A 19,062-nucleotide genomic window follows, 5' to 3' on the forward strand; every position below is an offset into this window, starting at 1 on the left:
CGCGGCGTTACTCTTGTTCCTGCTCCTGTTCCTGTTCTCGTTCGTCAGAGTCGACTCGAGACCACGGATCGACCAGCAGCGAGTAGCCGATGACGCCGCCGAAGACGACGACGTAGTACGCCGCGACCGGCCAGCCGGCCGTCCGGAAGACGACCGTCGCCGCGACGACCCAGACGGCGACGATCGCGAGGTCGACGAGATACCGCAGGGCGGTGTCGCCGATCGTCCGTTCCAGCGCCCGTAACCGGTCGGCCGTCCCCATGCCCGCAGCCTCGACGGCCGCACCGGTAAAAGTACGCCCGCGGTCCACGCGTCCACGACCCTGCAGAGCCGACGTCATCGGCGCGATCGGCCGCTCAGAAGTGAAGGTCGTACTCCTCGAGTAACTGGTGGGCCGCGGTCCCCCACGTGAAGTTCGACCCCGGCCACCACGTCCGCGCGTTGTTGATCCCCCCGACGAGGACGTGTTTCTCCGGATTTTCGGGATCGGGATGGAAGTTGACGGAGCCGCTGTCGCCATCGGTCAGGGCCGCCTCGTTGCCCCACACCAGCTGGCCGGGCTTGCAGATCTCGCCGGTGTAGCAGGTCATGGCGTTGACGCCCTTGATCTCGCCGGCGGTGTGGCCCGAGACCGCGCCGAACTTCTCGAGGGTCTCGTTTCGGGCCAGCAGATCGGCCAGCCCCAGTTGCGTGTACTGGCCGACGACCGACGGGGGCGAGGCGCGCTCGATCGCCGAGGCCGGCCGATAGCCCTCGAGGGGTTCGATCCGAACGATGTCGGCCGCGGGGTAGCCGCGGACGACTTGGCCGACGCGGTACGGTTCGTCGTCGTGGCGAACCCACAGCGGTTCGCCCCGGTGCTCGTCGACCTTCGTTCCCCCGTCGCCGTACACGTGGTTCGAGGTCGCGAAGAACCGCGACCCGCTCTCGGCGTCGAACAGGGCCGGCGCGAGCGTGCCGCCGCCCTGCTCGCTCTCACAGACCACGCCGCCCGGCACGCGGTCGCGGTCTAACTCCGGGAGCTGGTAGGCCCGCTCGCGATCGGTATCCCGGTCGGGTTCCGGGGGCAGCTTCTCGACGAGGTTGATATCGATCGGCACGTCCGCGGCCACCTCCTCGAGCTGGCCGCCGACGGTCTCATCGGTCGCGTCGACGGCGATCGACGCCTCCGGCTGATCGTAGCTGCCCGGGACGACGAACGAGGACACCAGGGGTGCCAGCCCCAGTTCGTGGACGGCCTCCTGCGCTTCGAACGCCAGCTGGAGGCTCTCGTGCCACGCGACGGGAACGTCTTTCGTTCGCGGTTCGGTCGCGCCGCCGTCCGCGTCCGGGGACGGCCGCGCCATCGCGTAGGTGATGGTCCCGAGATCGCTCGAGGTGGCGTCGTTCGCCGCGCCGAGCCCCCAGACGAGCGCCGCCGCGACGCCGGTGTTGACCCCGGCTCGCAACAGTCGGCGGCGCCCGAGCCGGCCGGTCGCGTCGTTGGAACCGCCGTCAGAACCGTCGTCCGATCGGTCGTCGTTCGCGTTCGCCACGTGGCCCCTTCGTACGTCCCCCATCGGTATAGGCGTTCGACGTGGCAATCGCCTGCTGTGACGGCGCTGTGAACTCCGGACCGCAGAACAAGGCGGGGGCGACCGATCCGCGAGCCGGTCACTCGCCGCGGAGGCCTTCGGCCAGCGTCGCCGCGGAGTCGGTCAGCGCTTCTGTCGTCTCGGCGGCATCCTGCAGCGTCCCGTTGATCTCCGTGAAGAGCGCCTCGAACGCGACCGTTCCGTCCTCGCGCACCCACTCCCGCTCGTCCCGTCGCTCGAGGTCGCAAGTCGGACAGCGATCGGCGTCGTCGGCCAGCGGCTCGAGACAGCCGTGACACCGGTCGAGGCTCGCGGCGACGGTTTCGGCGCTCGCGACGATCTCCTCGAGTTCGGTCTGGAGCCGCGTCGCGGCGTCGACGAGCGACTCCAGCGGGGCGACGAGGTCGTCCCGGATCGCCGCCCGCTCGACGGCGGACAGTCGCTCGAGCCGGGAGGGGACGGAGTCGATCGCGAGCAGGACCTCGCGTCGGGCGGTGACGTACTCGCTCGCGGCTTCGTCGCGCTCGGCTTCGGGGTCGCCGTCCGCCGCGTCCGAGTCCGCGTCCCGATCCCCGGCCCCGAGCTCTCCGTGAAGCGACGTCGCCAGCGACGCGAACGAAGCGACCGCCGAGACGGTCACGCCCTGGCGCTGGGTCGTCTCGCGGGCGAGACCGAAGAGTGTCTCGTCGTCGGGGCGGATCGATTCGGCCGGAATCGGGTTCTGCAGGGCGGCGAAACACGACGAACAGACGGTGACGAGGGCGCTCTCGTGGACGGCTCCCTCGAGCGGAACGTCGCCGACGGGGTAGAGTCGAAGCGCCGACGGCTCGTCGCCGTCGTCGCCGCAGCGGCGACAGGTGCGGTCGTCTCGCTCGAGCACGGCGGCGCGGTCGCCGCGCCACCCGGGTTCGCGGTCGCGTTCGCGGGAAGTCACGGGCGAGCGAAGACAGCGCGGCGGCAAAAGCGCTCCGGCTCTCGGCGTCGGTGCGGCCGTTGGCGCGGGTGTCGGCCTCGGTACCGGCGTTGGTCCCGGTGACGACCCGAACCGATCTACTACTGGGTTCGCGTCCCGAGCAACCGTCCCCCGAAAACATAACGGCGGTCGTCGTAGGATCGGTATGGTCGACAATCACGATTCAGATCCGGATTCAGACGATGATCCGGACTCGGCGACCGACTTCGAGTTCGAGTTCGAGCGCGCCTACGACCGCGGGGACCTCGCGACCGTCTTCCGGACGTTCGCGTCCGCCCTCGAGGACGGCGCCCCCGTCCGCATCGACGGCGACGAGGGGAGCGCCACCGTCGCGGTCCCCCCGCGCGTGGTCGCCGAGTTCGAGGCGGAGCGCGACCCCGAGGATGACCCGCCGGTCGCCGAACTCGGCTTCGAACTCGAGTGGGACGACCCGGACGGCTCGAGCGTCCGGCCCGCGTCCGAGGCGGAGTCGGACGACGGGGACGTCGTCGTGCTCGCCGGCGGCGAGCGCGCGCATGCGGGCGAGGGCGAGGACGAGGAGCCGGCCAGCGACTCGGCGATGGCGACGATACCGCCGGAGGGCGTCGCCGGCACCGAGACCGACACCGCCGAGGACGATCGCGAGCCGGACGCGTCGGCGCCCGAGTCCGATCGGACGACCGCCACCGAATCGGACGAACCGACGGGGGAAACGCGCTCGAGCGGTCGAACCAGTCGCTTCGAGGTGTACCAGGACCGGGCCGACCAGTGGCGCTGGCGACTCGTCCACTGGAACGGCAACATCGTCGCCGACAGCGGCGAGGGGTATGCCTCGCGGAGCAACGCCAAACGCGCCGCGCGAAGCGTGATGCGGACGGCCCCGGCCGCACGGATCACGGACCGCGACGCGGACGACGAGTGACGATCCGTCGGCTCGAGCGCTCTTTCCGTCGGTCCCTCGCCGTCCGGCGACCGCCCGCCGCGCTGGCGGCGTCGACGGCTACGGGCGCAGATCGGCGACTTCCACGTCGCCATCGAGATCCACGTCCAGCGTCTGGTTCGCCGCCTCGTACTCGAACGCCGGCCGCGCGTCCTCGGGAATGGCGCCGTACTTCCGGAGAAACGAGACGATCCCGCGCTTGCCGCCGAAATCGCCGCAGTACCGCCGGAAGAGGCGCGGAACCGACGCGACGTTCTCGTCGGGATCGTACTCGACGGTTTCCTCAAGGAACCACTCGACGGCGATGTCCAGTTCGTCGTCGACGTCGGCCCGCGAGTACACCGTGATCGGCGGACAGTTCTCGATCCCGCGGGTAAGCGCGAAGTGGATCCGCGGATCGCACTCCGCGAGGCGAAACCGCCGCTCGAACGACGACGGGAACGGTCGCGGCAGGTAGCCGAGCCCCCACGGATGCTTCGAACTCCGCAACAGCCCGTGTTCGATGTCGTTGAGGCTCAGCCACGCGCCGGCGACGGGCACCCGATCGCGGGCGACGAACTTCCAGCGATCGAGTCGGCCTCCCTCGAGCAGCCCCGGGTCCTCCTCCAGACGCAACTGGGCGTAGGCGTTGTAGCAGTTGAGCCAGAAGGCGAGTTTCCCCTCGCGAGTCGCCAGCGCTCGATCCAGCCGATCGCGCTCGAGCGTCGCGAGCCGGTCGCGGAGCCGGTCGGTCTCGCCCTCGGTCTTGACCGCGTAGAGGAGATCGCCCGAGAGGGAGAGGGGATCGAGCTGCGTCGCCATTCGTTCGTGGGTTCGGTTACTACACCCTTTAAGTCGTGTGACGGGTGGAGCCGACAGTCTCCCGGACGGACAGGTCGCCTCAGGGGCCAGCTTTATTCGGCCGTCCGTGGACGCGTTCCGCGTGAACCTCAGTCGCGGCTATCTGCTCTCGCTCGTCCTCCTCTTCGCGTACCTGTCGTGGCAACTCGTCACGCCGTTCTTCCAGTACGTGCTCGGCGCGATCCTGCTGGCGTTCGTCCTCTACCCGCTCCAGCGGCGCCTCGAGACGCGCGTCTCGCCGGCGCTGGCCGCGTTCGCCGTGGTCACGCTCGCGGTACTCGGGTTCCTCCTCCCGCTCGCGCTCATCCTGGTGCTGTTCGCCGAGGACGCCGCCGCGTTGCTCCAGTCGATCGACGCCGAGGACGTCCAGCTGACCACTGTCGAGCGGCGGTTCGAGGCGGAGTTCGGTATCGAGGTCAACATCGCCGAATCGATCGTCGGCTCCGCGGACCAGATCGGGACGGCCCTCCTCGAGCAGACGACGGCGTGGTTCGGCGTCCTCACGCACGCGTTGATCGGAATCGGACTCGCGCTCTTTCTCCTCTATTACCTGCTCAAGGACGGTGACAAGCTACTGCAGTGGCTTCGGCGAACGACGCCGCTGCCCGACGACGTTCAGCGGGACCTCTACGGCGAGCTCAGCGCCGTCATGTGGGCCGTGCTGGCCGGTCACGTCCTGATTGCGATCATCCAAGGAATCATCGCGGGGCTCGGGCTGTTCGCGACCGGCATCCCGAACGCGGCGTTCTGGACGGTCGTGATGATCATCCTCGCGCTCATCCCGCTTGTCGGCGCGTTTCTGGTGTGGGGGCCCGCCGCCGTCTATCTCCTGCTGATCGAGGAACCGATCCTGGCCGGCGCGCTGTTCGTATACAGCGCCGTCATCGTGGGCCTCACCGACGATTACCTGCGACCGATCATCGTCGATCGCTACGCCAAGCTCAATCCGGCCATCATCCTGCTCGGCGTCCTCGGCGGCATCTACGCCTTCGGCGTCATGGGGCTGTTCTTCGGTCCCGTTCTGGTGGGCGCGTTGCTCGCGACGCTGGCGGTCGTCGACGAGCACTACTACCGGCTCGGCGCCGACGATAGCCATGGTGGCGACGGCCTCGACGATAGCGTTGCTGGCGACAGCGCCGACGACAGCATTGCTGGCGATAGCACCGACGATAGCGTTGGCGGCGACGTCGCCGACGACAGCGATGGCGATGATAGCAACGGTGACGACGGCGCCGACGATAGCGATATCGTCGACAGCGATGGCGACGACGCGGCCTAACGGCCGCGCGGTTCGAGAAAAGCGACTCGGCGGTGAACCGTTAGCTGCCAGCGGCGCCGGTCCCGGCCGCGCCGGGTCCGGTTCCCGCACCGGCGCCCGCCCCCGCGCCGGCGCCCGCTCCGGACTGGGACTGTTCGCCCGGCACGGACGGCGCTCCCGACGCCTTGTCGCCGGTCACGAGGAACTCGAGGACGTTGCCGATGAGCACCTCGTTGTCGGCGATGTTGTGAGTCGCGGTGGTCATGAAGCCGGTGTCGCCGACCGCGACGGTGTTGCCGCTGCGCGCGACGACCCCGTACTCGCCGGCCGCCCGGCTTTCGGAGTGTTCGGTCGTCGGCGGCGTGGTAAGGAGGGTGGTCCCCTCCGTGGCGACCGGCGTCGGCGCGTCGAAGACGACCCGCTCGACGCCGTCGGTGAGCGTCGAGTTGACCGCCGGCGTCGCAGTGATCGTCTGGTAGTTGGTCTCGTAGTTCTCCATGTCGTAGAGGTAGCCGGTGTCGTAGGCGACGCCGAGCGGGGAGGAGACCGACTCGATCTCGCCGCCGCCCGCTGTCGCGGTGCCGGTGAGCGACCCGAGGAGGATGCTCGCCGTGCCGCCCGTTTCCGGACCGGCCGCGATCATCACCCGGCCGCCGGCGTCGGCGAACTCGGAGACGACGTCGGCTTCGTCGCTGGTGTACCGCGTTCCGGGGTCGACGACGATCAGCGCGTCGGCCTCCTGGAGCGTCTCCGCGAGCGCGACCTCGGGCTCGTCTCGCCCGAGTCCCGACTGCCCCTGCGAGTGGTACGTGACCGTGTGTCCCTCGGCGGTCAGCGCCGAGACGACCGGCTGGAGGTCGCTTCTGGACACGTCGTTCGCGTGCGCGACGTCGATCACGACGGTCTTGTCGGTGCCGTCGTCGTCGAAGCTGATCTCGCCGCCTCGCTCGAGGCCGGGGACGTCGACCGCATCGGGCTGGAGGTGCGCCTGATCGACCGTCGGACGCGCCGTCGAGCCGTGATCGGTGATCAGCCCGGCGCCGGCGACGGCGCTCACCGAGAGTGCGACGACGAGGACGAACACCGCGAGTCGCCCGCGAAGGCCACTCATGCGGCCTCACCTCCGTTCCCGGAGGCGGTCCCGTCCGCCGTCGCGGCGGTTTCCGTCTCCGCGTTCGCGGACTGGCCCGTCGCCGTCGTCGCGGCCGCGTCCGTCGGCTGACTCGTCTCGACGACGGTTTCGCCCTCGACGGAGCCCCACAGCGCGAGGAAGGCGGGCGTGTCGACGTCGCCGTAGTCGCCGAAGGTCTGCTCGTGACCCTGGGGCCGCTCGACTTTCGTCCCGTCCTCGAGCAGGATCACGCTCGAAGACAGCGAGTCGCGTTCCATCTCGACGATATCGTAGTCCTCGAGGCCGGCCCGTTCGGCGGCCGCGCCGACGGCGACGTCCCGGTCGCCGATCTCGTCGGCGAGCCCGTTCTCGACGCTCTCGATGCCGGTGTAGACCTTCGCGTAGGCGAGTTCCGTCTCGCTGAGCTCGAGCTCGTCGCCGCGGTGTTCCATCACCGACGCGACGAACGTCTGTTTCATCTTCTCGACCTGCCGTTTGATCTGCGCCTCGCTCGAGCCGACCTTGTCCGGGCCGGTCGCGATCACCGCCTCGGACATCGGCTGTCCGGTGTAGGTCGCTCGCACGCCGACGCTGCCGACCATCGAACTGGGGTTGACGTAGATCTCGTCGCTCGGCGCGATCATGTAGTAGCCGCCGGACGCGCCGGTCGACTGGACGTTCGCGACGACGGGCATCTCGTCGGCCGTCCGTTCGACGGCCAGGTAGAGACTCTCGCTCGCCGTGACGCCGCCGCCGGGGCTATCGACCTGCAGGACGACAGCGTCGATCGACTCGTTCTCCCGCGCCTCGCGGAGGTCGTCGATCACCCCCTCGGCGACCGATTCGGTTATCGAACGATCCATCTCGATGACCGCGACGGTCCCGTCCGGATTGCTCGTCGCGCCCCACGCGATCGGGGCGACCGCCGCGCCGACGAGCAGCGCGACGACGACGACCGTCACGTACGACCGTGCGATCGTTCCGAGCGTCTCCCGGAGGGGAGATGTTGTACCGCTCATATTTCAGTGCGGATTACAGTCAAAACTGACAACATAAAAAACATTCTATTGTATTTACATTTATCGAACTACAGTAACGACTAACGGAAGGCGGATCCCGACGGAAACGGCGTCGTCCCACCACTGTCCCTGCGCCGCAACTCGAACGCAGGATTCGCTCGTCGCTACGCCGTACGCAGCACCCTATAAAAGAGGACGGTGACCGTTTTCCGGCCGTGAAATCGCAGTCCCCGACCGCGGCCGCCTCAGTCGTCCGCCGGCACGGGCCGTTCGTCGTCGGCGAGCAGCGGCGTGCCGTCCGCCTTCGGCCCCAGCTGCGGGCCGAACGGCGGATCGTCGGGATCGATGACTCGTCGCTTCTCGTAGTCGGTCGACCGCTCGACCGGAATCCGCCCGATCGAGGCGATCATCTCGACGTAGTCGGCGAACGAGCGGAACTCGCCGTAGTCCCCGCCCGCGCGTTTGGTGATCTCCTCCGAGAGGATCGTCCCCATGAAGTCGTCGGCGCCGCAATTCAGCATCTTCAGTCCCTGTTCGTCGCCGTACTTGACCCACGAGGACTGGATGTGATCGACGTTGTCGAGGAACAGCCGCGAGACGGCGATCATGAGTTCGTCCTCGTCGGTGCTCGGGCCGCTCGAGACGACGTCGTGCTCGAACAGCGGCGTGTTCTGGTGGACGAAGGAGAGAGGCACGAACTCCGTGATCGCGCCGTCGACCCGCTCCTGGAGGTCCCGGACCCGTTTCAGGTGCAGCGCGCGGTGGGCCTCGTTCTCGACGTGACCGTACATGATCGTCGCCGTCATCCCGAGGCCGACGTTCGCCGCGGCCTCCATGGCCTCGAGCCACTCGTCGGTGCCGATCTTGCCGGGGCAGATCACGTCCCGCACTTCCTCGACGAGGATTTCGGCCGCGGTGCCGGGGACTGTATCCAGCCCCGCGTCCTTGAGCCGTCGGAAGACCTCCTCGTAGGACCAGTCGGTCCCCCGGCGGGCGTGGTAGGCCTCCTCGGGGGTCATCGAGTGGACGTGGACGCCGTCGACGCTCATCGCCGCGATCTGGTCGACGTAGGTACCGGGGCTGGTCTCGTAGGCCGCGGGCGGCTTGTAGTTGACCTCCTTCGGGTTCGGGTGGGCGTCGAGGATCTCCCGGTGTTCCTCGTCCAGCGCGAACGCGGGGTGGAGTCCGGAGACCGAACAGACCTCGTAGATACCGCGCTCGACGGCGTCTTTGACGATCTCACGCGACTCCTCGGGGGTCTTCGTGAAGCCGGCCGTCTCCATCTCGGCGTCGCGCTCGAAGGTGTGGGCGGCGTCCTTGAAGTTACAGAACAGACAGCCGACGTTGCAGGCGGTGGTGACGTTGTTGTTCAGGTTCGCGGTGAAGGTGACCTCCTCGCCGACGACCTCGGCGCGCCGTCGGTCGGCCGCCTCGAGGACCCGTTCCTTGCGCCGGCGGTCGATGCCGTCGCTGTCGGTTCCCGTCGTGAGCAACTCGATCGCGTCGTCGACCGCGAGCCGGTCGCCGTCGCGCGCCTTCGCGAGTGCGTTCTCGAACGATTGGTCGGTCTCGGGAACGTGGTCGAAGGCCAGGTCGGCCTCGGTCACCGGTTGCTCCATCGTCACTACACTGTGGGTACAGTGGGAAAAGCGTAGTGATAACGGCTATTCGATGCGCTCGTCTGGGGCGCCCGTTCGCCGGTCGCCCCGTCGGGACCGTCGGCCGATACTGAAACCTTCTTGGCGCATCGTCCCGGCAACTCGAGTATGCGACACGGCGACTGTCCGTCGAGGTGGCACGCGTGACGAGCGTCAAAGAGTTCCGCATCGAGGAGGCGGCGACGGCCGACTCGCTCGGCCGCGGTTCGTTCGTGTTCACCGACGACTACTCGGTGTTCGACTGGGGCAAGATGCCCGACCAGATCCCGGACAAGGGCGCGAGCCTCTGTACCATGGGCGCGTACAACTTCGAGCTCCTCGAGTCCGAAGGCGTTCCGACCCACTACCGCGGCGTCGTCGAGCACGGCGCCGCGAACGGCGAGGTCGTCCCGCTCGAGGAGGCCTCGAACCCGCCCTGGGAGATGGCGATCGACCTCACGCAGGTGCCGGACCTGCCCAACGAGGGCCGGGAGTACGACTACGACAGCTACCACGAGGCGGCCGGCGAGAACTACCTGATCCCCCTCGAGATCGTCTTCCGGAACCGCGTGCCGGTCGGCTCGAGCCTGCGTCGCCGCACCGAGCCCGCCGACCACGGGCTCGACCTCGACGAGTGGCCCGACGACGCCGTCGACCTCGACGAGCCGATCGTCGAGTTCTCGACGAAGTACGAGGAGGGCGACCGCTACCTCGACCGCGAGGAGGCCGACTCCATCGCGGGCGAGGCCGACGTCGACGCCCTCGAGGACCTGGCGCTCGAGGTCAACCGGGTCGTGACCGAGCAGGCCGAGTCGGCGGGTCTCGACCACCAGGACGGCAAGATCGAGTGTCTGTACTATCAGGGGGAGATCCGGGTCGCGGACGTGGTCGGCACCTTCGACGAGAACCGATTCAGCTACGAGGGGACCCAGCTCTCGAAGGAGGTGCTCCGGCAGTATCACAAGCGCACCCAGCCCGAGTGGGTCCAGGCCGTCGAGAGCGCGAAGGCCGAGGCCAAGCGGGAGGACGTCGCCGACTGGAAGTCCCTGTGTGACGTCGATCCGGAACCGCTCGCGGATGACGTGATCGAGACCGCCCGCGACATGTACTGCGCCGGCGCCAACGCCTACGTCGGCCGCGAATTATTCGAGGCGCCGCCGCTCTCGAGCGCGATCGGTGCGGTCCGCCGGCTGTAACCCGGCACCGGTACGCTCGCGTTGCCCCTCTTGCGCCGGCCGTACAGTCCGGACGCCGGCGTTCGTTCGATCGTTATCGGTGACCGAAGACTGCGGTAAATGCTACCGCGTGCCGTCCTCGCGACGGATAAGTAACCCTCATATTGGGGGCCGTAACACATTCGACCGAGCGTCAATGAGTTTCACCGCCACCGCAACCGCAGCGAGTATCGTCGCGTTCAGCCTCACCAGCGGAATCGCGGCCGTCGCGAGCGGAATGCTGACGCTGTTCGTCCTCGTCATCGTCGGGTTCACCGTCCTCTCGCAGGGCTCGAACGACTGGGCCGCCGCACAGCCCGCGCGATCCTCGTCCGCCGGCGCCGAGCCGAGCGACGACTGACGACAGATCCCGCCAGTTTCTAGTTCTCGCCGCCCGTCGCGTCCGCTCCGTCGCCCACGCTGCGAGCGGGGGTCGACGGCGGCGCAGCTTTCCGTTTGGCCGACGACGATCGCGTATGGAAATTGACGTCACCGTCTACGGCCCGCTCCGGAGTGCGACCGGGGCGAAGACGATCTCCCTCGAGTGGTCCGGCGGCACGGTCGCCGACGCCGTCGCGGCCCTGGTCGACGCGTATCCGCGCGCGGAACCGCACCTTTACGACGGCGACGAGGTTCGGCCGAGCGTCAGGGTCTCGATCGACGGCGAGCGCGCGACCCTCGAGGCGTCGGTTCCGGACGACGCCTCGCTGACGATCGTTCCGGCGGTGCAGGGCGGGTCGCGGTAGTCCTCGGTCGCCGCCTCGTTCGCGACGGGACGGCGCCGCGACCCACCTACGCCGACAGTCCGTACTGGTCGCGCACCATGTCGGCGATGCCGCGGTCCTCGAGCACGTCGAGCGGCGCGAGCATGTCCAGTTGGACGACGCCCGGCAGGCGGCCGATCTGGACGCCGCCGGTGAACGTGCACCGGGAGCGGACCTCGCCCTCGCTCATGTCCAGCAGCTTCGTCGCGCGGTCGAAGGCGTTCTGCGTGGCGTCGTTGACCGTCGCGCCCGAGCCGATCACCTGGATCGGCCCCATGTCGTCATCGAGGTCGACGCCGTGTTCGGCGGCGAGTTCCTGCCCCGTCTCCCGCTCCTCCTCGCTGTAGGGTTTGCTGATGAAGGGCAGGTCCTCCTCGGGCGGCAGTAGGACGGGGCCGTCCAGCTCGAGGTCTTTGATGACCTCGACGTCCATCGTGACGTTCCCGCTCACGTCGGTCGTGTGCAGGGAGAGTTCACCGTCGCCCTGGTTGGCGTGGAGGTCGCCGACGTAGACCCCGGCCCCATCGACCTTGACGGGACAGATCAGAGTCGCGCCCGGCCGTACCTGCGGGATGTCCATGTGCCCGTCCGTGCGGGCCTCGAGATCCGCCTCGCTCTCGAGGCCGTAGTCGTGCTCGGCGCCGATGAGGTACTGGCCGAAGTCGCCGGCGTTGTGCGAGTCGGGCATCGTGATCGGCGGCGTCGTGCCGACGTTCCCGATGAACGGACGGAGCCGGCCGAGCGTGCCGGGCATCTCGCCGGGCTCGTACAACAGGATCGGATGCTGGCGGGAGTTCTCGGGGATGTCCATCACCTCGTCGGCGTCCTCGGCGAGTTCGTGCGCGCCGTCCTCGTCGAGCGTGATCCCGACGGTGTGGTCGTCGTCGAAGGCGACGGTGTAGCCGTACTCGAAGCCGAACGAGGAGGCGTTGGCACCGCACTCGGCGCACTTGATCGCGTCCTCGCCGGTGCCCTCGACGATCGACTCGGGCCACTCGGTGCCACACTCCGGGCACCGGTGGTCGACGAACGGGTCGTCGCCGAACGCGTCCTCCCGTTCGGCCATCGAACCGGTGCTCGTGGCCATGCTGGTCACCTCGACGTCCCGGATGTGGAGTGCGACGGCGTCGCCGACCTCGGCGTTCTCGACGCGGATCGGCCGCGTGACCTCGTGGCCGCCGCGGAACTCCGGCGTCACCATCGGCCCCCAGCAGCCCGGCGGCGTGTACGTCTCGATGGTGCCGCCGTCCACGACGGTGCCCGCCCACTCCTGGTCCGGCCCGACGAGGCCGAGCGTGTACTGGTCGACGAACAGCTCCTGTTGGATCTCTTGCTGTGACATCCCATGCCAATATTCGGCGTTCCAGTCGAAAAGCCTGCTGCTCGTCGAACTGACACTCAGTCGCGCGACGCTTCGATCGTCGCGCTGACCGCGGCCGGCGTCCCGACCGGGCCGCCGGACTCCTCGCACGGCGTCGGCTGGCCGGCGGCGGTTCCGCCTTGCAACTGAGTGCCCAACCCCGATACCGCTGTCCGCCGATGATCGACGTATGCAGGAAGACGAATTCTACGGACTCGTTCAGCAGGCGGGACACCTCGAGTCGATGGATCGGACGCGGGCAGCGACCGAGGCGGTCCTCGAAACGCTCGGCGAGACGATGACCGGGGGCGAGGCCGGGGACGTCGCCAGCCAACTCCCCGCCGAACTCGCGGGAATCGTCGAGGACGCCGACCACGACGGCGCCGGCTACGACCGCGACGAGTTCGTCGAGCGCGTCGGCGAGCACCTCCGCGAGACGGACCTCGAGTCCGACGACGCCGAACAGTACGCCGACGCGGTCACCGACGCCCTCGCGGTCGCGCTCACGGAGGGCGAGCTCCGGGACCTGAAATCGCAACTCGACGACGCCCTCCATCCGATGTTCGAGGGCGTCACGATCGATCGGGAAGACGTCTGAACGAAGCGGCGACGCCGCCGCTGCCGTTCGAACTCAGTTTTCCGCTTCCCACACCCCGAGGCAGTCGTCGCCACAGAAGTGTCGGTGAACGGCGGCGCCGTCCTCGACGGTCGTGACGACTCGCTGGTCGGTCGACTGTGCTACCGCCGTGCCACAGACTCGGCACTCGGGTGAATCCTCGTCCGTCGAATCAGCCATTACGTGGTGGATGGGCCGAGACCCACTTTAACGGATCCGTTCCGGCGGAAACGGCCGCCCTCGAAAAACGTGGACCGAGATCCCTTCTTCAGGCGGAGTAGCGGCACCGAAGCCGGTCGCCGTCAGTCGGGGCCGCCGACCGGCGGACGCGGTGCGCTCGCATCGCCTCACCGCCACTCCTCGAGCGAGGCGGCGTCGGTCTCGGCCGCCGAGAGCCAGACGCCGTCGCGCGTGATGTCGGCGATGACGAGGCGCGACTCGCCGTCGCCCTCATCGATCGCTGCGACTACCTCGTGGCCGTCGGTCGCTGCCGTGCCGACCGACCGTGCGTCGGGTGCCATGTTCGAAGATGAGTGTCCGACCACCATGAATGTTCTGAAACCGTCCCCATATGTGGTTGAATATAGGCTATATTCGGATATATTACTGGACAGATAAAGCTATATCCGGAGTCGAGTAAACATCCAACTACCGAGTGGACCCGACTCTCACCGCGACGGGACCGCCGGCGGCTCGGTCTCTCCCTCGAGTTCCGTGCTGACGCGCGCCGGGGGCGCACCCGCTCTTCCACAGGTCGTGAGACGAGAGTATTTGATCGCGCGGGTACGGGAGCGCCCGTCGTCCGGTTGCGACGACGATCGAGAACTGGACTGGGAGCGGACGGAAAACGAACGAAGCGGACCGGACCTGCCCGGCCGATCCAACTCGAGGGCCTACTGATCCTCCGCGATCGCGCTGCCGATGCCGTCGACCGGCCGATCCGGCGTGACGTCGTCGACCTCGTCGGGGAGGCCGAGCTGGTACTGATCCCCGTTCTCCCGGACGGACGTCCGGCCGCGGTGGACCGAGACGTCGCCGTTCAGGTGCAGCCGCACCGCCTCGAGTAGGGCGTCGGCTTCCAGGGGCTGGCCGCGCCGTTTCATCTCCTCGACGTCGGCGTCGTCGGGGACGTCGAACGCCCGCTGGGTGATGATCGGCCCCTGGTCGAGGTCGGTCGTCACGTAGTGGGCGGTGACGCCGGCGACGCGGACGCCCTCGTCTAAGGCCTGGCGGTAGGCCTCGGCGCCGGGGAACGCCGGCAGCAGCGAGGGGTGGACGTTGATGATCCGATCCTCGTAGCGGAAGACCACGTTCGGGCTCAGGATCCGCATGTAGCGGGCGAGCACGATCAGGTCCGCGTCGTACTCCTCGAGGAGGTCGAGCAGTTCCTCCTCGTCCTGGCGGCCCTTCTCGTCGCCGATGTCGTGGAACGGGACGTCGTACTGCTCGGCCAGCGGCTGGAGATCGTCGTGGTTCCCGATCACGACGCCGATGTCGGCGCCGAGTTCGTCGTTGGCCCAGGCCTCGAACAGCGCCTCCAGGCAGTGGCTCTCCTTGGTGACGAGGACGGCGATCTGCTGGTTCTCGCGGTCGGCGGGGAACCGCACTTTGACGTCGAGGCCCAGATCGTCGCCGAGGTCGTGCAGATCCGCTCGCAGCGTCTCCTCCGTACAGACCATCTCCGAGGTGTCGACGGCGAGGTACATCCGGAAGACGCCGTCGCGAACCGCCTGGTCGAGGTCCTCGATGTTGATTCCGCGCTCGAACAGGAGGCTCGTCACGTTGGCGATCAGTCCGGTGTCGTCCTCTCCGATCACCGTGATTTCGGTCAGGTCAGTCGTCATCGAGACCACCTCCGCTCGAGCGTACGTCGATCCATCACGTCGGTCTCAGTCCGCGGGCGGCTAAAAGTCCTGCTTTCCGCGCCTCGACGTGCCACGGACCCGCATTCGGCGGGGTTCGGTCTCGACCGCCTCGAGTTCGGCGGGCGGCCCGGAGCGTCTGACGTATGACAGACGCCCCGGTCGGGTCCGGTCCCCGTCCCCGGATCTACTTCTTTTTGTCCTACAATGACCTGTAAGTTGTCTGACGGGGTTTTATGCACGCGTTCGTGGTACGCGTTTTCAGTCACGCGGAGTGACAGTCACCGGACCCAAGGTGAAACGATGACAGCAACTCGACCGACGCACGGCGGCTCCCGGATCGACTACGAAACGGAGACAGCGTTCGTCTCCCACGACTGGAGCGGCGACGACTCGCTCGCCGAAACGATCATCGCGACGATCGCGGACCTCTCGGGGTCGGATCCGGCAGAGCTCGATCGGCTCTACGATCGCATCGATCCCGACAGCCTCGAGACGATCTTCGCGCCGGCGAACGGTTCCGTCGCCAGAAACAGCGGCCGAGTCTCGTTCCGGTTGGACGCGTACGAGGTCACGGTCCACGCGTCCGGCGCCGTCGTCGTCACCCGGCCGACGGAGTGACGACCGGGGAGCGGTGCCGTCGCGGTCTCGTCGTTTTCGACGTGTAAGTTACCCCGAGGACCGCTCGAGTTCTCGATCCCCGGCCTCGGCGACGTCTCGGCCGGCCGGCCGCTCGGTCTCGCGCCGGTCCGCTAGGTACTGCTCGACGTCAGCGACCGTCTCGGTCTCCAGCAGCGTCTCGAGGCGCCGCTCGAACTCCGCGTCGGAGAGTTCGCCGTCGGCGTACCGGGTTCGCAGTCGCTCGAGCGGGTCCTCGGGCGTCGGGTCGGTCTCCTCGGTCGGATCTGCGTCCGACTCCGCGAGCAGCGGCGCGAGTTTATCGAGCAACTCGCCCCCGAAGATGAACCCGAAGATCACGACGAGGATCGCGACCGAGGACTCGAGGACCGCGAGCGCGACGAACGCGGCGATGAGCGCGATGATGACGGCGGCCGCCGGCAACGTGAGCCGCAGCCTCGACCAATCAGTGGCCATGCGGTAGTGTTCGTGATCGAACACAAAAAGCTCCCCGTCCCAGTCGAGCGGGCGGTCGGCGTGGCCGTTCCCGGACCGATCGAGACGGTCGGTCGCTCGCTGACCGCCGATCGGTCGGGTCGCGCGCCCTTCGCGTCGCGGCGCGTCGGTGGCCGACTCGATCGGAGCAACGGGGCACCGCGACCGCCGCCGTATCCACGAACGTGTAACACAACGCCAAGGCGAAAGCGTTTTTGAGCACGGTTACGGGATATCAGGTGATGACCGCCTACACCGCGACGGTGACCGTCCGACTCAAACGCGGCGTGTTGGATCCCGAGGCCGAGACGACCAAACAGGCCCTCGAGCGACTGGGCTTCGAACTCGAGGCCCTGCGCTCGGCCGACCGCTTCGAGGTCGACCTCGAGGCCGAGTCGGCCGACGCCGCCCGCGAGCGCGCCGACGAGATGGCCGAGCGGCTGCTGGCGAACCCGACCATCCACGACTACGACGTGGAGGTCGCCGAGCGATAGATGACGGTTTCGATCGTCAGATTCGGCGGCTCGAACTGCGACCGCGACGCCGCGCGCGCCCTCGAGCACCTCGGTATCGACGCCGAGATCGTCTGGCACGAGGACGGCCTCCCCGAGGACACGTCGGGGATCGTCCTGCCGGGCGGGTTCTCCTACGGCGATTACCTCCGCGCCGGTGCGATGGCCGCCCGCTCGCCGATCATGGACGAGGTTCGCGAGGCCGCGAGCGACGGCGTTCCCGTCCTCGGCGTCTGCAACGGCGCTCAGATCGGCTGCGAGTCCGGACTGACGGAGGGCGCCTTTACGACCAACGAGAGCGCGCGCTTCCAGTGCGAGCACGTCTACCTGCGCGTCGAGCACGCGGACACGCCCTGGACGGCCGCCTACGAGGAGGGCGAGGTCATCGAGGTCCCCATCGCCCACGGCGAGGGCCGCTACGAGATCCGCGACGAGCGACTCGAGCAGCTCGAGGCCGAGGATCGGATCCTCTTTCGCTACTGCGACGAGAACGGCGAGGTCGGCCCCGAGGTCAACCCGAACGGGTCGAAGCACAACGTCGCGGGCGTGCTCGGCGACCGCGACACCGTCGCGGTGTTGATGCCCCATCCCGAACGCGCGACGCTGCCCGACGTCGGACCGACCGACGGCCAGGGGGTCCTTCGAGGTTTCGAGACCGGAATCGACGCGTAGACCACCGTATTCTCTCCTTCACAGCTCATAGCGGAACGAGTTTCGGCGCAGTCGATAGTCGCTACCGGCTGGCCGGCACTACTCGGGAGACTCGGCGGAACCGAGAACGTAGCAAAACAACAAGCCGACGAAACCGAGGAGACCGAGGCCCAACTGACCGGATTCGGGCACTATCTGCCCGTACGCGAACACGCCGATCGCGACGAGGACGATCAGGAGGAACTCGATCAGCAGCAGATGCCTGCGGAGTTCGGAGTCCATCGGCGGACGTGTCGAACCGCTATCACGATAAACTTCCGTCTTTACGCTATCCCATCGCCGGTCGAAAACGGGTGCCGCCGTCGAACCGTCGTATTCCGTTGCCGCTTATCGCGTCAGCGGCTGGTTGAAGCTCCGCTCGCGTTCCATCACCGTCTCCCAGGTCAGTTCGCACTCGCAGGAGACCTGCTCGAAGACCGACGGATCCTGGCGCAGGTCGAAGTCCTTGATCGCCTTCTGGACGAGGTCGTCGCACTCCGTGCAGTTGTGCGGGCCGCGGTCGGAGCCGTGGCCGACCGGGTCCGAGACGACGATGGCGTCGACGTCCGCTGTTTCCTCTAAGACGTGTGCGACCGACCACAGCCACGGCGGCCGGTAACCGTCGTTGAAGTAGAGTTCGTCGACCATCGTGTAGCGCTGGACGTTGCAGGGGTTCATCGAGACCGTGTGACAGCCCTCGACGTCGGCGCAGCGCTCGATCGAGGAGATCATGTCCGCGACCGCCTCGGACTCGGTGAGGAAGGGCGGCTTCATCAGGAGGTAGGCCTTGATGCCGGCGTCGGCGCCGTCGGCTTCCGCGTTGGCGGCCGCCGCCTCGGCGCAGGCGTCCTCGAAGTCCGCGAAGTCGAAGTACTTGTTCACGCAGTCGTGGCGCACGCGGTCGGTCGCCGTCTCGAGGCCGATCGCGACGTCCGTATCTAGCCCGTGCCGGGTGAAGTCGGCGATCTTCTCGCGGTCGACGAAGTCGGGCAGGGACTCGACGACGATGCGATCGCGGTCGCCGAAGGTGTCGGCGATCGCTCGGCGGGTTTCGGCGCCGACCTCGCGCTCGTCGAGGAAGGAGCCGGAGGTGTAGATCTTGATGAGGCCGGCGGGGTCGTCGGCGTTCTCGCGCTCGTGCTCGAGACAGACCTCGATCTGGTCCATCAGGGCCTCGTGGGAGACGGAGCCGCCGTCGACGCTCTCGGCGACGTAGCCGCACATGGTGCAGCCGCCGGCGCGGGCCCAGCGGCAGCCGCCGGTATTTAAGATGATCGTCAGGCTCTGCTTGACGCCGTCGGGCGTGTTGTCCTCGTCGAGCCAGACGCGGGTCGGCTCGTGGGGATCGTAGCTGGCCTCCTTGCGCGAGCGGATCTCGCGCATCACTTGGTTGTGGGCGTCCATGCCCTTGCCCTGCTCGTAGACCTCGGGCGTCGGTTTACTCATTAGCAGGGGAAAGCGGGTCAGCGCCTAAAGCGCCTTCGTTGGATCGCTCGAGCGTCGCCGGTCCCGTCCCGATCGGAGCGACTCGAGTCCGCTCGAGGGACTCCAGGCCTGAGGAGAAGATTGTGAGCGTCGGCGTGGTCACGCTCGGCTCCGT

Annotated in this window: 22 protein-coding genes and 1 pseudogene; 9 read left to right on the forward strand and 14 right to left on the reverse strand. The window is 68.0% G+C overall.

The features are described from left to right. Positions 1 to 7: 7 nt before the first annotated feature. The 3 genes from ACYQ26_RS03630 to ACYQ26_RS03640 all read right to left on the reverse strand — a co-directional run bounded on the left by ACYQ26_RS03630 (position 8) and on the right by ACYQ26_RS03640 (position 2,508). Positions 8 to 262, reverse strand: a complete 255-nt coding sequence (locus tag ACYQ26_RS03630; RefSeq protein WP_459807121.1) for a DUF8119 family protein — start codon at positions 260 to 262, stop codon at positions 8 to 10. Positions 263 to 356: 94 nt separating this feature from the next. Beyond that, on the reverse strand, positions 357 to 1,535 hold the full coding sequence (locus ACYQ26_RS03635; protein ID WP_459807123.1) for a hypothetical protein: 1,179 nt from the start codon (positions 1,533 to 1,535) through the stop codon (positions 357 to 359). A 118-nt stretch (positions 1,536 to 1,653) separates the two neighbouring features. Beyond that, positions 1,654 to 2,508: an HNH endonuclease gene (locus tag ACYQ26_RS03640; RefSeq protein ID WP_459807125.1), complete on the reverse strand. Its 855-nt coding sequence runs from the start codon at positions 2,506 to 2,508 to the stop codon at positions 1,654 to 1,656. Between the two features lie 184 nt (positions 2,509 to 2,692). Here ACYQ26_RS03640 and ACYQ26_RS03645 point away from each other — a divergent pair, with 184 nt between their 5' ends. Then, a complete protein-coding gene (locus tag ACYQ26_RS03645) occupies positions 2,693 to 3,448 on the forward strand; it encodes an amphi-Trp domain-containing protein (RefSeq protein ID WP_459807127.1) in 756 nt (251 codons plus the stop codon). A gap of 78 nt (positions 3,449 to 3,526) precedes the next feature. Here the strand turns inward: ACYQ26_RS03645 and ACYQ26_RS03650 are convergent, their stop codons facing one another. Next, complete coding sequence (locus ACYQ26_RS03650) at positions 3,527 to 4,267, reverse strand: DUF547 domain-containing protein (RefSeq protein ID WP_459807129.1); 741 nt, start codon at positions 4,265 to 4,267, stop codon at positions 3,527 to 3,529. Positions 4,268 to 4,388: 121 nt separating this feature from the next. Here ACYQ26_RS03650 and ACYQ26_RS03655 point away from each other — a divergent pair. Continuing rightward, positions 4,389 to 5,393, forward strand: a pseudogene (locus ACYQ26_RS03655) (AI-2E family transporter); the annotation flags it as partial. A 232-nt stretch (positions 5,394 to 5,625) separates the two neighbouring features. On the opposite strand, the gene ACYQ26_RS03660 reads toward ACYQ26_RS03655, so the two are convergent. From ACYQ26_RS03660 to cofH, 3 genes are all read right to left on the reverse strand, one after another. Beyond that, entirely contained in the window at positions 5,626 to 6,675 is a 1,050-nt protein-coding gene (locus ACYQ26_RS03660) for a DUF4350 domain-containing protein (RefSeq protein ID WP_459807131.1), read from the reverse strand. Continuing rightward, complete coding sequence (locus tag ACYQ26_RS03665; protein WP_459807133.1) at positions 6,672 to 7,694, reverse strand: S49 family peptidase; 1,023 nt, start codon at positions 7,692 to 7,694, stop codon at positions 6,672 to 6,674. Before ACYQ26_RS03665 ends, ACYQ26_RS03660 begins: the two co-directional genes overlap by 4 nt. A gap of 245 nt (positions 7,695 to 7,939) precedes the next feature. Continuing rightward, positions 7,940 to 9,313, reverse strand: coding sequence for a 7,8-didemethyl-8-hydroxy-5-deazariboflavin synthase subunit CofH (gene cofH, locus ACYQ26_RS03670; RefSeq protein WP_459807135.1), 1,374 nt, complete (start codon positions 9,311 to 9,313; stop codon positions 7,940 to 7,942). A gap of 182 nt (positions 9,314 to 9,495) precedes the next feature. Here cofH and ACYQ26_RS03675 point away from each other — a divergent pair, with 182 nt between their 5' ends. From ACYQ26_RS03675 to ACYQ26_RS03685, 3 genes are all read left to right on the forward strand, one after another. Further along, a complete protein-coding gene (locus ACYQ26_RS03675; protein WP_459807137.1) occupies positions 9,496 to 10,527 on the forward strand; it encodes a phosphoribosylaminoimidazolesuccinocarboxamide synthase in 1,032 nt (343 codons plus the stop codon). Between the two features lie 175 nt (positions 10,528 to 10,702). After that, positions 10,703 to 10,906: a hypothetical protein gene (locus ACYQ26_RS03680; protein ID WP_459807139.1), complete on the forward strand. Its 204-nt coding sequence runs from the start codon at positions 10,703 to 10,705 to the stop codon at positions 10,904 to 10,906. 115 nt (positions 10,907 to 11,021) lie between these two features. After that, positions 11,022 to 11,291: a MoaD/ThiS family protein gene (locus ACYQ26_RS03685; RefSeq protein WP_459807141.1), complete on the forward strand. Its 270-nt coding sequence runs from the start codon at positions 11,022 to 11,024 to the stop codon at positions 11,289 to 11,291. Between the two features lie 46 nt (positions 11,292 to 11,337). On the opposite strand, the gene ACYQ26_RS03690 is transcribed toward ACYQ26_RS03685, so the two are convergent. Beyond that, positions 11,338 to 12,651, reverse strand: a complete 1,314-nt coding sequence (locus ACYQ26_RS03690; protein ID WP_459807143.1) for an acetamidase/formamidase family protein — start codon at positions 12,649 to 12,651, stop codon at positions 11,338 to 11,340. Positions 12,652 to 12,859: 208 nt separating this feature from the next. On the opposite strand from ACYQ26_RS03690, the gene ACYQ26_RS03695 reads away from it, so the two are divergent. Continuing rightward, positions 12,860 to 13,267 (forward strand): DUF2267 domain-containing protein, encoded by a 408-nt coding sequence (locus tag ACYQ26_RS03695; protein ID WP_459807145.1) that lies wholly within the window; start codon positions 12,860 to 12,862, stop codon positions 13,265 to 13,267. Between the two features lie 33 nt (positions 13,268 to 13,300). Here the strand turns inward: ACYQ26_RS03695 and ACYQ26_RS03700 are convergent, their stop codons facing one another. From ACYQ26_RS03700 to ACYQ26_RS03710, 3 genes are all read right to left on the reverse strand, one after another. Beyond that, positions 13,301 to 13,465, reverse strand: a complete 165-nt coding sequence (locus ACYQ26_RS03700; protein ID WP_459807146.1) for a DUF7576 family protein — start codon at positions 13,463 to 13,465, stop codon at positions 13,301 to 13,303. Positions 13,466 to 13,632: 167 nt separating this feature from the next. Next, entirely contained in the window at positions 13,633 to 13,806 is a 174-nt protein-coding gene (locus ACYQ26_RS03705) for a DUF7556 family protein (protein WP_459807148.1), read from the reverse strand. 372 nt (positions 13,807 to 14,178) lie between these two features. Next, positions 14,179 to 15,129 (reverse strand): formyltetrahydrofolate deformylase, encoded by a 951-nt coding sequence (locus ACYQ26_RS03710; RefSeq protein WP_459807150.1) that lies wholly within the window; start codon positions 15,127 to 15,129, stop codon positions 14,179 to 14,181. A gap of 321 nt (positions 15,130 to 15,450) precedes the next feature. Here ACYQ26_RS03710 and ACYQ26_RS03715 point away from each other — a divergent pair, with 321 nt between their 5' ends. Continuing rightward, the gene (locus tag ACYQ26_RS03715) at positions 15,451 to 15,768 is read left to right on the forward strand and encodes a HalOD1 output domain-containing protein (protein ID WP_459807152.1); all 318 of its coding nucleotides are present in this window, start codon (positions 15,451 to 15,453) and stop codon (positions 15,766 to 15,768) included. A gap of 48 nt (positions 15,769 to 15,816) precedes the next feature. Here ACYQ26_RS03715 and ACYQ26_RS03720 read toward each other — a convergent pair whose 3' ends face one another. Then, complete coding sequence (locus ACYQ26_RS03720) at positions 15,817 to 16,242, reverse strand: SHOCT domain-containing protein (RefSeq protein ID WP_459807153.1); 426 nt, start codon at positions 16,240 to 16,242, stop codon at positions 15,817 to 15,819. A 260-nt stretch (positions 16,243 to 16,502) separates the two neighbouring features. Here ACYQ26_RS03720 and purS point away from each other — a divergent pair, with 260 nt between their 5' ends. Continuing rightward, positions 16,503 to 16,754 (forward strand): phosphoribosylformylglycinamidine synthase subunit PurS, encoded by a 252-nt coding sequence (purS, locus tag ACYQ26_RS03725; protein ID WP_459807155.1) that lies wholly within the window; start codon positions 16,503 to 16,505, stop codon positions 16,752 to 16,754. Beyond that, the gene (gene purQ, locus ACYQ26_RS03730) at positions 16,755 to 17,444 is read left to right on the forward strand and encodes a phosphoribosylformylglycinamidine synthase I (protein ID WP_459807157.1); all 690 of its coding nucleotides are present in this window, start codon (positions 16,755 to 16,757) and stop codon (positions 17,442 to 17,444) included. A 78-nt stretch (positions 17,445 to 17,522) separates the two neighbouring features. On the opposite strand, the gene ACYQ26_RS03735 is transcribed toward purQ, so the two are convergent. Continuing rightward, the gene (locus ACYQ26_RS03735; protein WP_459807159.1) at positions 17,523 to 17,705 is read right to left on the reverse strand and encodes a hypothetical protein; all 183 of its coding nucleotides are present in this window, start codon (positions 17,703 to 17,705) and stop codon (positions 17,523 to 17,525) included. Between the two features lie 105 nt (positions 17,706 to 17,810). Beyond that, entirely contained in the window at positions 17,811 to 18,908 is a 1,098-nt protein-coding gene (locus ACYQ26_RS03740) for an archaeosine biosynthesis radical SAM protein RaSEA (protein ID WP_459807161.1), read from the reverse strand. Positions 18,909 to 19,062 lie beyond the last annotated feature (154 nt).

The organism is Halopiger thermotolerans, assembly GCF_054654555.1.

What these genes read in the sequence shown, in the direction of transcription:
- ACYQ26_RS03630 (WP_459807121.1), bottom strand. Translation starts at nt 262, where the DNA reads ATGGGGACGGCCGACCGGTTACGGGCGCTGGAACGGACGATCGGCGAC.
- ACYQ26_RS03645 (WP_459807127.1), top strand. Translation starts at nt 2,693, where the DNA reads ATGGTCGACAATCACGATTCAGATCCGGATTCAGACGATGATCCGGAC.
- ACYQ26_RS03650 (WP_459807129.1), bottom strand. Translation starts at nt 4,267, where the DNA reads ATGGCGACGCAGCTCGATCCCCTCTCCCTCTCGGGCGATCTCCTCTAC.
- ACYQ26_RS03660 (WP_459807131.1), bottom strand. Translation starts at nt 6,675, where the DNA reads ATGAGTGGCCTTCGCGGGCGACTCGCGGTGTTCGTCCTCGTCGTCGCA.
- ACYQ26_RS03665 (WP_459807133.1), bottom strand. Translation starts at nt 7,694, where the DNA reads ATGAGCGGTACAACATCTCCCCTCCGGGAGACGCTCGGAACGATCGCA.
- cofH (WP_459807135.1), bottom strand. Translation starts at nt 9,313, where the DNA reads ATGGAGCAACCGGTGACCGAGGCCGACCTGGCCTTCGACCACGTTCCC.
- ACYQ26_RS03680 (WP_459807139.1), top strand. Translation starts at nt 10,703, where the DNA reads ATGAGTTTCACCGCCACCGCAACCGCAGCGAGTATCGTCGCGTTCAGC.
- ACYQ26_RS03685 (WP_459807141.1), top strand. Translation starts at nt 11,022, where the DNA reads ATGGAAATTGACGTCACCGTCTACGGCCCGCTCCGGAGTGCGACCGGG.
- ACYQ26_RS03690 (WP_459807143.1), bottom strand. Translation starts at nt 12,651, where the DNA reads ATGTCACAGCAAGAGATCCAACAGGAGCTGTTCGTCGACCAGTACACG.
- ACYQ26_RS03695 (WP_459807145.1), top strand. Translation starts at nt 12,860, where the DNA reads ATGCAGGAAGACGAATTCTACGGACTCGTTCAGCAGGCGGGACACCTC.
- ACYQ26_RS03700 (WP_459807146.1), bottom strand. Translation starts at nt 13,465, where the DNA reads ATGGCTGATTCGACGGACGAGGATTCACCCGAGTGCCGAGTCTGTGGC.
- ACYQ26_RS03705 (WP_459807148.1), bottom strand. Translation starts at nt 13,806, where the DNA reads ATGGCACCCGACGCACGGTCGGTCGGCACGGCAGCGACCGACGGCCAC.
- ACYQ26_RS03710 (WP_459807150.1), bottom strand. Translation starts at nt 15,129, where the DNA reads ATGACGACTGACCTGACCGAAATCACGGTGATCGGAGAGGACGACACC.
- ACYQ26_RS03715 (WP_459807152.1), top strand. Translation starts at nt 15,451, where the DNA reads ATGACAGCAACTCGACCGACGCACGGCGGCTCCCGGATCGACTACGAA.
- ACYQ26_RS03720 (WP_459807153.1), bottom strand. Translation starts at nt 16,242, where the DNA reads ATGGCCACTGATTGGTCGAGGCTGCGGCTCACGTTGCCGGCGGCCGCC.
- purS (WP_459807155.1), top strand. Translation starts at nt 16,503, where the DNA reads ATGACCGCCTACACCGCGACGGTGACCGTCCGACTCAAACGCGGCGTG.
- purQ (WP_459807157.1), top strand. Translation starts at nt 16,755, where the DNA reads ATGACGGTTTCGATCGTCAGATTCGGCGGCTCGAACTGCGACCGCGAC.
- ACYQ26_RS03735 (WP_459807159.1), bottom strand. Translation starts at nt 17,705, where the DNA reads ATGGACTCCGAACTCCGCAGGCATCTGCTGCTGATCGAGTTCCTCCTG.
- ACYQ26_RS03740 (WP_459807161.1), bottom strand. Translation starts at nt 18,908, where the DNA reads ATGAGTAAACCGACGCCCGAGGTCTACGAGCAGGGCAAGGGCATGGAC.